Here is a 13,148-nt window from a genome sequence, read left to right as displayed (position 1 = left end):
GTTTGCATGAAAAGGATAGCCATGAAGATCGAAACTGCTCCATTTTTCTCCACCGGCGGCTTGCCGTCGCTGGGCGTGCTGGGCGACTATGCGCGCGACTCGTGGCAGCGCATCGTGCTGTACGCGGACGTGATGCGCCGGCGCGGCAACCAGTACCAGGAGCATCTGGCCGAGGAAGTGCCGAACGTACTGGACTTTCCCGCCGAACTGGTGATGTCCGGCCTGGAGCTGGCGCGTCCCGTCAACTACGGCCTGGCGCGCATATTGACGCCAGATGCACCGGAACCAGATCAAGCCAAGCGGCCGTTCGTCGTCGTCGACCCGCGTGCTGGTCACGGTCCCGGCATCGGCGGCTTCAAGGCCGAGAGCGAAATCGGCGTGGCCCTGCGCGCCGGCCACCCGTGCTACTTCGTCGGCTTCCTGCCCGATCCCGTGCCGGGACAGACGGTGGAAGACGTGATGCATGCCGAGGCGGCTTTCCTGGAGAAAGTCATCGCCCTGCATCCGCTCAGCGAAGGCAAGCCCGTCGTCATCGGCAATTGCCAGGCGGGCTGGCAAATCCTCATGACGGCGGCCATGCGCCCGGAGCTGTTCGGCCCCATCATCGTGGCTGGCGCGCCCGTGTCGTACTGGGCCGGCTGGCATGGCCGCAATCCGATGCGCTATGCGGGTGGCCTGATGGGCGGCAGCTGGGCCACGGCCCTGGCGGGCGACCTGGGCAAGGGCCGTTTCGACGGCGCCAGCCTGGTGCAGAATTTCGAGAAGCTGAACCCGGCCAACACCCTGTGGGGCAAGCAGTACAACCTGTACGCGAACATCGATACGGAAGCGCCCCGTTATCTGGAATTTGAAAAATACTGGGGCGGCCACGTGTTCCTCAACGACGTCGAGATGCAGTACATCGTCGACAATCTGTTCATCGGCAACCGCCTGGCCACGGCGGAGTTGATCACCTCCGACGGCGTGCGCCTGGACTTGCGCAATATCCGTTCGCCCATCGTCGTGTTCTGCTCGAACGGCGACAACATCACGCCGCCGCCGCAGGCGCTGGGCTGGATCACGGACCTGTACCGCGACGACAACGATGTGCTGCTGCACGACCAGACCATCGTCTACGCCGTGCATGACAGCATTGGCCACCTGGGCATTTTCGTCTCGGCCAAGGTAGGCCACAAGGAACACCAGAAATTCGCCAGCAATATCGACCTGATCAACCTGCTGCCGGCCGGCATTTACGAAGCGCGGATCGTCGACAAGACGCCCGATACGCCGAACGCGGACCTGGCCAGCGGCGACTACGTGCTGCAGGTCGAGCACCGCGGCATCGAGGATGTGCGCGCCATCGTGCAGCCAAGCGTGGAAAATGACCGCAAATTCGCCGCCGCCGCGCGCGTGTCCGAAGTGAACCTGGCTTTGTACCGCACGTTTGCGCAGCCTTGGGTGCGCGCCATGGTCACGCCGCAGTCGGCGCGCTTCCTGCAGCTCACGCATCCGCTGCGCGTCTCGTACGAGCGCTGGACGGACCACAATCCGCTGGCCAAGCTGGTGGCCAAGGAGGCGGAAAAAGTGCGCGCGCACCGTCAGCCGGTGGCGCCGGACAATCCGCTGCTGGCCATGCAAGAGGCCATCTCCGGCGCCATCACTGCCGGCTTGAACAGCTGGCGCGACTGGCGCGATACGGTGCAGGAAACGACCTTCGACCTGGTGTACGGTTCGCCCCTGGTGCAGGCGCTGACGGGACAAGCCATCGGCGACGTCACGCCGCCGCGCCCGCATCCCGGTATCTCGCCCGAGCATTGCGAATACGTGCGTTGCGAAACGCTCAAGATGGACGCGGACATGCAGCATGGCGGCCTGGTGGAAGCGGCCGTGCGCGCGCTGTTCTATATCTACCGCTTCCGCATGATCGCCGACGAGCGCCGCGTCAACCTGGCCCTCAAATTGGTCAAGCCGCAGTACACGCAGGGCTTCAGCATGGAAGAATTCCGCGGCATCGTGCGCCAGCAGGCGCGTTTGATGCTGCATGATTTCGATGCCGCCATCGCGGCCTTGCCGACTTTGCTGGCACGCGCCGAACCGGATGCCATCAACGCGCTGGGCGAATGGATGCAGCAAGTGCTGCAAGTGCCCGAAGCGCCGACGCCGGACGAGGAAGCGAGCCTGCAGCAAATGCTGGAGGTATTCGACCGTGCGATCAAGGCGCACGCGAAGGCGCTGCCACCGGCCGCGCATGCATCTCAAACTGCGTCCCAGCCTGCTGTCCAGGCCAAACCTGCCAAAAACACTACCTCTGCCTAGAAGACCATGATGACTACTACCCAAGACGATGATTTGCATATCGTGCGTAACCGCACCTTCGACCAGATCGCCATCGGCGACACCGCCAGCATCACGCGCACCCTGAGCATGGACGATATCGCCCTGTTCGCGGTGATGTCGGGCGATGACAACCCGCAGCACCTGGATGCCGAATTTGCGGCTTCCAGCCGCTACCAGGGCGTCATCGCGCACGGCATGTGGGGCGCCGCCCTCATTTCGGCCGTGCTGGGCACGCGCCTGCCCGGCGCCGGCACCGTCTACACGGGCCAGACCCTGCGTTTCCTGCAGCCCGTGCGCGTCGGCGATACGCTGGCCATCAGCGTCACCGTCACCGCGCGCGAGCCGCGCAACCGCCACGTGACTCTGGCCTGCCGCTGCGTCAACCAGCATGGCGCCGTGGTGCTCGATGGCGAAGCGCAGGTGATCGCGCCCGCTGAACAGATTGAAAGAGTGCGCGCCACCTTGCCCGAAGTACGCCTGCATAACGGCGACGGCACGCGGCGCCTGCTGGAACACGCGCGCACGCTGGGCCCGATCCGGGTAGCCGTGATCCACCCCTGCGATGAACTGAGCCTGGCGGGCGCGCTGGACGCCCATGCGGCCGGCCTGATCACGCCCGTGCTGGTGGCGCCGCGCGCGCGCCTGGAAGCGGTGGCGGCCGAAGCTGGCCTGAGCCTGGAAGGCATCGCCATCGAGGATGTCGAGCATAGCCATGCTGCCGCCGCGCGCGGCGCCGAAATGGCGGGCAAGGGCGAAGTCGAGGCGCTGATGAAGGGCAGCCTGCACACGGATGAACTGATGTCGGCCGTGCTGGCCGCCAGCGCCGGCCTGCGCACCAAGCGCCGCATCAGCCACTGCTTCCTGATGCAGACGCCTGCCTATCCGCGTCCTTTCATCATCACCGATGCGGCCATCAATATCGCGCCGAACCTGGCCATGAAGGCCGACATCGTGCGCAACGCCATCGACCTGGCGCACGTGATCGGCGTGGCCTGCCCGCGCGTGGCCATCCTGGCCGCCGTGGAAACGGTGAACGCGGACATGCCGGCCACGCTGGACGCGGCCGCCCTGTGCAAGATGGCCGACCGCGGGCAGATCACCGGGGCGATCCTCGATGGCCCGCTGGCCTTCGACAACGCCGTGTCGATTGCCGCCGCCACCGTCAAGGGCATCGTCTCGGAAGTGGCGGGCCGCGCCGATATTTTGCTGGTGCCCGACCTGGAAAGCGGCAACATGCTGGCCAAGCAGCTCGAATACATGGGCGACGCGGACAGCGCCGGCATCGTGCTGGGCGCGAAGGTCCCCGTCATCCTGACCAGCCGCGCCGATTCGCGCGCCAGCCGCATCGCCTCGTGCGCCATCGCCGTGATGCTGGCCAATCATTACCGGAGCACGCCACCATGAACGCACCCGTCCAACATGCCGGCGAGTACGCCGATGGCGCCCTGATCCTGGTGCTCAACTGCGGCTCGTCGAGCATCAAATTCGCCCTGTTCGAGCAAGCCGGCGGCGTGCTGCCGCAGCAGGCGCAATGGAGCGGCAAAGTCGAAGGCATCGGCCGTGAAAACGCCACTTACCGCGCCGGCGGCCTGCCGGCAGTCGCCTTGCAGCTCGATGCGGAGCAGCCGCATCACGCGGCCCTCGAATACATCCGCGCGCAAGTCGTGGCGCAGCTGGCCGGGCGCCCGCTGCGCGCCGTGGCGCATCGCGTGGTGCATGGCGGCAGCAAGTATTTCGCTCCCGTGCGCATCGATGCCAAGGTGTTGGCGGACCTGAAAAGTTTTGTGCCGCTCGCGCCCCTGCACCAGCCGTTCGCGCTGGAGGCGATCGAGGTGCTGCTCGAATCGCGGCCCGATATCGCCCAGGTGGCGTGCTTCGACACGGCCTTCCACCACACGGTGCCGCAGGTCGAGCAAATGCTGGCCCTGCCTTACGATGCGTGGGAGCGGGGCTTGCGCCGCTACGGCTTCCACGGCCTGTCGTACGAATACCAGTCGCTGGTGCTGGAACAGCGCTTTGGTGCTGTCGCGCGCGGCAAGGTCATCGTCGCCCACCTGGGTAGCGGCGCCAGCCTGTGCGCCATGGACAATTTGCACAGCGTGGCCACGACCATGGGCTTTTCCGCGCTCGATGGTCTGATGATGGGCACGCGCTGCGGTTCGCTCGATCCGGGCGCCGTGATCTACCTGATGGAAATCGAAAAACTGTCGCTGGAAAAAGTGGCGCATGTGCTGTACCACGAGTCGGGCTTGCTGGGCGTGTCGGGCGTGTCGGCCGATCCGCCGGTGCTGCTGGCGCAGCAGGACCGGCAGGATGCCACGGGCGAGCGCATCCGCGCCGCGCTGGCCCTGTATATCCGCCGCATCGTGCGCGAGATCGGCGCCCTGACGGCCGTGCTGGGTGGGCTGGACATGCTGGTGTTTACGGCCGGTATCGGCGAGCATAGCGCCGAACTGCGCCAGCGCATCTGCGCCGAACTGGGTTTCATCGGCCCCGTGCTCGATGCGCAGGCCAATGCGCGCAACGCCAGCCGCATTTCCAGCGATGCCAGCCGCATCGTGGTGGGCGTGGAGCCGGCCAACGAGGAGTGGGTGGCTGCCCGTCATGCGGCGCTGGCCGTGGGCGCATGAGGATCTGAAGCGTCAGGCCGTGCTCGATGGGAAATTTGCCGAATTGCACATATTTTCCGTTGAGTGCGCTAACGCACTGTGTGGTTTTCCAGTTATCTTTACTATGAAGTCATGCCATTGCGCTACATCCAGAAACAGCGCGATGCCTGGCAAATTTTGAACATTTTGCCCGCCTTTAGTAAGAATAAAATTAAACCATATTGAAAGGTCTCATCATGAACAAATTACTCGCCGCACTGATCGCCACCCTGTTTGCTACCGCCGCCTTCGCTCAAACCGCGCCGGCTACCGAAGCTGTCGTGAAAGCCCAGGCTTCCGCGCAAAAAGACGTCAACAAGGCTGCCGCTTCGGAAGCCAAAGTCGATGCCAAGGCTGACGCCAACGTCGCCAAGGCTGAAATGAAGGCCGACGACAAGAAAGCCGACGCCCATCACAAGGCCAATAAAACCAAGGCCAAGGCCCACGACAAAGTCGTCAGCGCCGATGCGGAAGACAAGCTGAAAGCGGAAGCCAAGGCCGATAAAACCGATGCCAAAGCCGATGCGAAAGCCACCAAGACGGCCGTGAAAGCGAACGCCAAGGTCGCCAAGGAAAAAGTGGAAGCGAACGCCGATAAAGCCCTCGCCGCCACCAAGACGGCAGAAGTCAAGGCCAAGGCCGACGCTGAAGTCAAGGCCGCCGCCGCCAAGTAATTCCCCGTTTGCGGGCCACGGCCTGCAAGCCAAAAAGACAGCTTCGGCTGTCTTTTTTTTCGTCTGCCACTTTTCTTAGCCGCCGCTTGCCAGTCTTGATCTGGCGCAAATGCTCCTCTTTTCGGCGTGCCATAGTGAACTGGCAAACAGACGAAGGGAGACATCATGAGCACCGCTAAAACGAAAAAATCACCGGCCACCGGTTCGGCGGAAGGCATGCCTGCCATGTCTTCCATGCAGTCCATGCCGGTCGAGGGCGACGTACAGGCCGACGCTGGCGCGGCAGGTAGCGACGATGCCATGTCCGGGACCCGCTTGGGCATGTCGTATGCCGACCAGGCGGCGCTCACCCAGGGCGCCGCCGCCGCGGATGCTGGCGACATGCCGGGCGGCGGCATGCAGCAGGCATCGCAGGGCATGGCGGGCGCCAGTTGCATGCACGTGCGCGATGGCGGCGGCATGGGTGGCGACCGCGATGGCGGAGGCGGCGGCATGGGTGGCGACCGCGATGGCGGAGGGGGCGGCATGGGCGGCGACGCCGGTGGACAGGGCGGGGGCACGCCGCAGACGCGCACCTGCGCCACGATGGACGTGCATCGCCGCCTGCTGACCGAAGATCCCTCCTATGCGAACGTACGCGCCGATATCGAAAATCTCGCCGGACTCTACGAGGGCGACAGCGGCATTGCCGGCCGTTCCGGCGTGACGCAGATACCGGTGGTGGTGCACGTGGTGTGGAATACGGCCGCGCAGAATATTTCGGATGCACAGATCGCCAGCCAGATCGACGTGCTGAACCGCGATTTCCGGCGCGTCAATCCGGATGTGAGCAGCACGCCGGCACCATTCCTGCCGCTGACGTCCGATGCGCGCGTGGAGTTCGTGCTGGCCACCACCGATCCGAACGGTGCGGCTAGCAGCGGCATCGAGCGGCGCCAGACGACGGTGGCCTCGTTTGGCGCCGATGATGCCGTCAAGTCGCAGGCGACGGGCGGCATGGACGCCTGGCCGGCCGACAGTTACCTGAATATCTGGGCGTGCCAGCTCGGTGGCGGCTTGCTGGGCTACGCGCAGTTTCCCGGCGGCCCGGCCGCCACCGACGGCGTGGTGATCCTGCAATCGGCCTTCGGCACGACCGGCACGGCGGCGCCACCGTTCCACCTGGGACGCACGGCCACGCATGAAATCGGCCACTGGCTGAACCTGAACCATATCTGGGGTGATGATGGCACGGGCTGCTCGGGCACGGACAACGTGTCCGATACGCCGAACCAGGGCGGACCGAACACGGGCCAGCCTTCGTTCCCGCATATTTCCTGCAGCAACGGACCGAATGGCGACATGTTCATGAACTACATGGATTATGTCGACGATCCCGCCATGTTCATGTTCACGGCGGGCCAGGTGGCGCGCATGCAGGCCTGCCTCGATGGTCCGCGCGCCAGCATCGGCACGGGGACGGGCGGCACGGGCGCCACGCCGCGCCAGAGTTCCTCGCCCGTCGTGGCCTGGGGCGCGAATCGCCTCGACGTCTTCGTGCTGGGCACGGACCGCGCGCTGTATCACAAGGCCTGGAATGGCTCGGCCTGGGCGCCATCCGTCACCGGCTACGAAGGGCAGGGCGGCATCTGTACCAGTGCGCCGCAGGTGGTCTCGTGGGGGCCGAACCGGCTCGATGTGTTCGTCACGGGTACCGACAGCAGCTTGTTTCACAAATGGTGGAACGGCACGGCGTGGGGGCCGTCCCTGACCGGTTATGAAGCGATGGGCGGCTTGTGCGTGGGCGACCCGCGCGCCGTGGCCTGGGGACCGAACCGCCTCGACGTGTTTGTCGTCGGCACGGACCGCGGCCTGTATCACAAGTGGTGGAACGGGTCTGCCTGGGGGCCATCCCTGACGGGTTACGAAGCCATGGGCGGTCTGTGCCTGGGCCAGCCGGAAGCGGTGGCCTGGGGACCGAACCGCCTCGATGTCTTCGTCATCGGTTCCGACCATGCCCTGTACCACAAGTGGTGGAACGGCACGGCCTGGGGACCGTCGCTGACGGGCTATGAGCGCCTGGGGGGCATCTGTACCTCGTCGCCGAAGGCGGTGGCGTGGGGACCGAACCGCCTCGACGTATTCGTCACGGGCAGCGATGGGGCGCTGTACCATAAATGGTGGGATGGCGCGAAATGGGGGCCGTCCATCGATGGCTTCGAACGTCTGGGCGGCATCTGCGTGGGCGAGGTGGAAGCCGTCTCGTGGGCGCCCAACCGGCTCGACCTGTTCGTCATCGGCACCGATAGCGCCCTGTACCACAAGGCCTGGAACGGCACCGCCTGGTCGCCCTCCCTGACGGGCTTTGAAAGCCTGGGCGGCGTGTGTACCTCGCGGCCGCGCGCCACGGCCTGGGCGCCGAACCGCCTCGACGTGTTTGTCACAGGCACGAATGGCGCCCTGTTCCACAAGGCGTGGAACGGCACGGCCTGGTCGCCGTCCGTGAGCGGCTATGAAAGCCTGGGCGGCGTGGTATCGTGTTTCTGACGTCAATGTGTTCAACGGGAGGCGGCATGCACGGCATGACAACGGCATTGCCCAGCGGTAGCTGGACGCATTCCTTCGAAGAGGATGCAGATGGTATCGAGGTGTACCGGCCCACGGTCACGTTCGCCTTTCCTCCCAGCCGCAAGGGGCGCAAGGTGCTGGAGTTTGGCGCCGGAACCGGGAGCCTGGAAGGCGGGGAGGTGAGCATGACCAGCCTGTCGCCCGGCCCCGATGACCGTCCCCGTGCCGGCCCGTCTACCCGGTTGCGCCCCTTGGGCATGGGGCGCTATGCTCTGGGGGAGGCTAGCGGGGCACAGGACGTGATCGATATCGTCGAGGCAACGCCCGACGTGCTGCGCCTGTCGCGGCGTTAAGGCTTGCCGCGCAGTTTGCAGGCGAGCGCCGTGCGGTTGCCTATACCGAGTTTCTGGTAAATCGCATGCAGCTGGTTGCGCACGGTGGCCGGCGACTTGCCCAGTTCCCTGGCGATGCTTTTATACGGCAAGCCTTCGGCCGCCATGGCCGCTACCAGCTGCTCGGCCGGGGTCAGGCGCTGCATGGCAGCCTGCCTGAAACGTTGTTTGTCATCCTTGTTTTCCTGTCCGTGGGCGGCATGCCGGTGGCATGCCTGCAGGGATAACGGGAACGCGGGACGTATTTGTAAAATTATTTTTCTTTGCTGCCGCTACGCGGCGATAGGCGAAAAAAAAGACAGGCGAACCTGTCTTTTCGTGTGAACCGATGGTGCTTAGCCGATGGCCGCCATGGACACCGGTTTCAGCTTGGCCGCCAATGCCTTGCCCTTCTTCGCGCGCTTGCCGAAGTGCTCGGCCAGGGCCGTGGCACCGAGCGATGCATCCTGCGGTTTCGCGGCCCGGCCGATACCCGAGACCACCACGCCGCGCTGGGTGATCGGCTGCACGGCCAGCAGCTTGTCCTTGGCATCGAGGTCGATCAGCTTGACACCGGTGCCGCCCTTGGTCAGGGTTTTCATTTCATCGAGGCCGAACACCAGCAGGCGCGCGCCTTCCGTCAGGCAGGCCAGGGCGCTGGCCGCCTCGGGGATGACTTTCGGGGCCAGAGGCACGTCGCCATCGTCCAGGGTGATGAAGGCCTTGCCGCCTTTCAGGCGGCTGTTCATGTCGCCCGCCTTGGCGATGAAGCCGTAACCGGCGCTCGACGCCAGCAGCAAGTTGGTGGCGCCATTGCCCGCAAAGTAGTGCAGGATGCGCACGGCGTTGCCGGGCGTACCGCCGCTCAGGTCGCACAAGGTCGTGATCGGTACGCCGTCGCCGCGCGCGTTGGGCAGCGCCGAGACGGGAACCGAGTAAATCTTGCCGTTGTTGCCAAAGCCCAGCAAGGTATCGACCGTGCGGCATTCGAAGGCGCCATGCAGCGTGTCGCCCGCCTTGAAGGTGAATTGCGCCGCATCGTGGCCGATGCCGGTGCGTGCGCGCACCCAGCCTTTTTCCGAAATGATGACGGTGACCGGTTCATCGACCACCTTCTGTTCGGCCACGGCTTTTTGCGCTTCCTCGATCAGGGTACGGCGCGCGTCGCCAAACTGCTTGGCGTCCGCTTCGATTTCGCGGATGATGGCGCGCTTCATCGAGCCCGGGTTGTCGAGCAGGTCTTGCAGCGACTTTTCTTCCTTGCGCAGCTCGGCCAGCTCCTGCTGGATCTTGATCGTTTCCAGGCGCGCCAGCTGGCGCAAGCGGATTTCCAGGATGTCGTCGGCCTGGCGCTCGGACAGCTTGAATGCTTCGATCAGGGCCGTTTTCGGTTCATCCGAATTGCGGATGATCTGGATCACCTTGTCGATATTGAGCAGGATTGCTTCGCGCCCTTCCAGGATATGGATGCGGTCCTTGACCTTGCCCAGTTTGTAGCTGGTGCGGCGCGTGACGGTCTCGAAGCGGAAATCGATCCACTCGCGCAGGATGTCGCCCAGCCCTTTTTGGCGCGGGCGGCCGTCGCCGCCTATCATCACCAGGTTGATCGAGGTCGACGATTCCAGCGAGGTGTGCGCCAGCAGCATCAGCATGAATTCCGTCTGGTCCTGGTTCTTCGACTTCGGCTCGAACACCAGGCGCACGGGCGCGGCGCGGCCCGATTCATCGCGGATGGTGTCGAGCGAATTGAGGATCAGCGCTTTCAGGGCTACCTGGTCGGGCGACAGCGCCTTCTTGCCCAGCTTGATCTTCGGATTCGTCAGTTCCTCGATTTCTTCCAGCACCTTTTGCGACGAGGTACCCGGCGGCAGCTCCGTTACCACGGCTTGCCACTGGCCACGCGCCAGCTCTTCGATCTTCCAGCGCGCGCGCACCTTCATGCTGCCACGGCCGCTCGCGTACATGTCCTGGATTTGCGAGGGCGGCGTGATGATCTGGCCGCCGCCGGGGAAGTCTGGGCCGGGAATGATGGCCATCAGCTCGGCGTGCGTCATCTTCGGATCGCGGATCATGGCGACGGCCGCTTTCGCCACTTCCGCCAGGTTGTGCGACGGGATTTCCGTCGCCAGGCCCACGGCGATGCCGGAGGCGCCATTCAGCAGCACCATCGGCAGGCGCGCCGGCAGCAGCTTCGGTTCTTCCGTCGAGCCGTCGTAGTTGGGCTGGAAATCCACCGTGCCCATGCCGATTTCATCCATCAGCAGCTTGGCGATCGGCGTCAGACGCGCTTCCGTGTAACGCATGGCCGCCGCGCCGTCGCCATCGCGCGAGCCGAAGTTGCCCTGGCCATCGATCAGCGGGTAGCGCAAGGAAAAATCCTGCGCCATGCGCACCAGCGCGTCGTACACGGATTGGTCGCCGTGCGGATGCAATTTACCGAGCACGTCGCCGACCACGGCCGCCGATTTGCGCGGCTTCGCCGTGGAATTCAAGCCCAGCTCATTCATCGCATACAGGATGCGGCGCTGCACGGGTTTCTGGCCGTCGCACACGTCGGGCAGGGCGCGGCCCTTGACGACGGAGATGGCGTAATCGAGATAGGCGCGCTCGGCAAAGGTGGACAGGGTCAGCGCTTCGCCGTCGAATACCGGTTCATCCGGCAGGGTCGGCTCAGGCTGGGCATCGTCAAATAAATTGGTTTGTGTGGACATGGCGCTTGTTTCAGTATGAAGTAGTTGCGTTTGAATTCATGGGGCCGATTATGACAGCCCGGTTGCTTGTGCGGATCTGCGCTGCTGCAGATAAAGATGACGCACGGTGAAATACAGGACGGACAGCGCCAGTACGGCGCTCAGCTTGACGATGGCCTGGTCTGGCGGGCCACCGAGCTGACTGGCGAGCAAGAAGGTGGCGGCTGCGGGCGTGATGGCAATTGGCCAGGCTACGCGCCAGTTCAGCTCGAAAGGAGCAAACAGCATGCCGATGCAGGACCAGACAAACAGCACGGCACCTAGCACATGCGCTGGCGCTGCATGCAGATGTATGGACAGGAACGCGATGGTGCAACCGATCATCCAGACAGCGCGCAGGCGCGGCAGGAGATGCGCTGGTCCGCCGCTATCGACATACAGTCCCGTCATCGAGCGCAGTGCCAGTACCTGCACGCAGAAAAGCAGCATGATGCCGTCGCTCAGTGCCAGGCCGGTATCGGTCCTGTCCAGCGTGAAAACCATGGTTGCCGTAAAGGCGATCAGGATGCAAGCCAGCAGACGTCCGCGCAGCAGTGCGTAGTTGGCTTTCGCGGCCAGCAGCGCCGTGATGCACAGTCCTAACGAAGTGGTTATGCGCAGTGGAGCAGCAGGCGCTGGTATGAATAGCAGCAGCGCCAGGCACAGGAACGGCATGATCCAGCACCATTGCCCCAGACCGGGGTGCCTGCGCAGCGCTGGCAGGCAGGCGTGCAGTTCCTCTCGCAAGGAGGCCATCCATGCATATGCCGGCGCCGGCTTTTGCCATGCGTTCATGGCCAACAGCAGGAATGCCAGCACTTGAAAACCGATCAGGCTGGCATAGCCGCCCGCGTTGCTCAGTTCCAAGCCTGCTACGCTGATCACGCCCGAGAGCATGAAATGCAGCACGAAACCCAGGCCGCACGAAGCCAGCGCCGTCTGCTTGAAGTAGCGCTTGGAAAAGACCGCCTGTTCCCATTGCTCGAACAGATCCGTATCGAGTTTATAGGCCAGCATCTCGGCGTGCTGCCAGCGTATCGTCTGCAGCAGTTCGCGCAGCTGCAGCGTGAATTTTTGGTCGAACAGCTGGCGCGCGTAGGCGCTTGGTGCCTGCTGCGACATGAGGCAGTCCAGGCCGGGGTAGCTGTCGCGGTTGTCGCTGAAATGGGCGAACGAGCGGTCGGCCCGGTAGCGCTGCACGGCGCTGCGCACCAGATCCGCATGGCTGCGCGCCAGGTAGGAAAAGTCGCGGTCCCAGCCCAGCTGCTCGAACAGGGCCTGGCGCAGCGCCAGATCATAGCCGGCGCCGCCGCAGTAGCGCAGCGCGCACAGCTCGAATTCCTCGCGCACGTCGAGGTTCAGCATGGCGTCGTCCTGCAGCATGCGGGCCAGCGCGTCGCCGGCATCCGCATGCCGCGTCAGCGCCAGGCAGCCTTGCCATAGATTGGCCGCTTCCTGGACGGGATCGACGGCGACCACGCCCCATAGTTCCGGCGGCGCTGCTGGCTCCTGGGCTATGACGCCCCACAGTTCCGCGGGCAGCTTCTGCGCTTCCTGCGCGGGTTCGTCGATGACGCCCCACAGGTCGGCCGGTTCCATGCGCGGCGCTGCCATCGCTGCCGCTTCGGCCTCGGCCTCGGCCGCTTGCGCTTCCGGCAGCTCCGCGGCAAACAGGTGCGCATGGCGCAGCGCGTATTCATACGCTTCGCGCAGCTCCTGGAAGGCGGCAGGATCGTCTTCGGGACGCGTCACCTTCAGGCGCTTCGCGTACGCGCGCTTGAGGGTGCGCTCGTCGCCCGTCGGCTCCGTGCCCAGGATTGTCCACAGGCTGCGCTGTCCGTTGTGCATGCCGCCGTCCAT

At 64.6% G+C, this 13,148-nt stretch carries 9 protein-coding genes; 6 read left to right on the top strand and 3 right to left on the bottom strand.

The window, feature by feature from the left end:
• The first annotated feature begins 21 nt into the window (after nucleotides 1–21).
• The 6 genes from ACP7EG_RS11775 to ACP7EG_RS11750 all read left to right on the top strand — a co-directional run bounded on the left by ACP7EG_RS11775 (nucleotide 22) and on the right by ACP7EG_RS11750 (nucleotide 8,541).
• Nucleotides 22–2,298, top strand: a complete 2,277-nt coding sequence (locus ACP7EG_RS11775) for a DUF3141 domain-containing protein (protein ID WP_426087738.1) — start codon at nucleotides 22–24, stop codon at nucleotides 2,296–2,298.
• Between the two features lie 9 nt (nucleotides 2,299–2,307).
• On the top strand, nucleotides 2,308–3,723 hold the full coding sequence (locus ACP7EG_RS11770) for a bifunctional enoyl-CoA hydratase/phosphate acetyltransferase (protein WP_426088058.1): 1,416 nt from the start codon (nucleotides 2,308–2,310) through the stop codon (nucleotides 3,721–3,723).
• On the top strand, nucleotides 3,720–4,949 hold the full coding sequence (locus ACP7EG_RS11765) for an acetate/propionate family kinase (RefSeq protein WP_426087737.1): 1,230 nt from the start codon (nucleotides 3,720–3,722) through the stop codon (nucleotides 4,947–4,949). The genes ACP7EG_RS11770 and ACP7EG_RS11765 overlap by 4 nt, the downstream gene beginning before the upstream one ends.
• 215 nt (nucleotides 4,950–5,164) lie before the next feature.
• Nucleotides 5,165–5,641 carry a hypothetical protein gene (locus ACP7EG_RS11760; RefSeq protein ID WP_426087736.1) on the top strand — a complete coding sequence of 159 codons (477 nt, stop codon included), beginning with the start codon at nucleotides 5,165–5,167 and terminating at the stop codon, nucleotides 5,639–5,641.
• Between the two features lie 165 nt (nucleotides 5,642–5,806).
• Nucleotides 5,807–8,167 (top strand): M43 family zinc metalloprotease, encoded by a 2,361-nt coding sequence (locus ACP7EG_RS11755; protein WP_426087735.1) that lies wholly within the window; start codon nucleotides 5,807–5,809, stop codon nucleotides 8,165–8,167.
• Between the two features lie 5 nt (nucleotides 8,168–8,172).
• Nucleotides 8,173–8,541, top strand: coding sequence for a hypothetical protein (locus ACP7EG_RS11750; protein ID WP_426087734.1), 369 nt, complete (start codon nucleotides 8,173–8,175; stop codon nucleotides 8,539–8,541).
• Here ACP7EG_RS11750 and ACP7EG_RS11745 read toward each other — a convergent pair.
• The 3 genes from ACP7EG_RS11745 to ACP7EG_RS11735 all read right to left on the bottom strand — a co-directional run bounded on the left by ACP7EG_RS11745 (nucleotide 8,538) and on the right by ACP7EG_RS11735 (nucleotide 13,136).
• A complete protein-coding gene (locus ACP7EG_RS11745) occupies nucleotides 8,538–8,726 on the bottom strand; it encodes a helix-turn-helix domain-containing protein (RefSeq protein ID WP_426087733.1) in 189 nt (62 codons plus the stop codon). The genes ACP7EG_RS11750 and ACP7EG_RS11745 overlap by 4 nt on opposite strands.
• 189 nt (nucleotides 8,727–8,915) lie before the next feature.
• Nucleotides 8,916–11,270 (bottom strand): DNA topoisomerase IV subunit A, encoded by a 2,355-nt coding sequence (gene parC, locus ACP7EG_RS11740; protein ID WP_426087732.1) that lies wholly within the window; start codon nucleotides 11,268–11,270, stop codon nucleotides 8,916–8,918.
• A 48-nt stretch (nucleotides 11,271–11,318) separates the two neighbouring features.
• Complete coding sequence (locus tag ACP7EG_RS11735) at nucleotides 11,319–13,136, bottom strand: hypothetical protein (RefSeq protein ID WP_426087731.1); 1,818 nt, start codon at nucleotides 13,134–13,136, stop codon at nucleotides 11,319–11,321.
• Between the last annotated feature and the right edge of the window lie 12 nt (nucleotides 13,137–13,148).

Origin of the sequence: Janthinobacterium sp. PSPC1-1 (genome assembly GCF_049897625.1) — a bacterium.
GTDB classification, from domain to species: Bacteria; Pseudomonadota; Gammaproteobacteria; order Burkholderiales; family Burkholderiaceae_D; genus Janthinobacterium; species Janthinobacterium tructae.
Note: the sequence above shows the minus strand (reverse complement) of the source record. Positions and strands in the feature narration are given on the sequence as shown.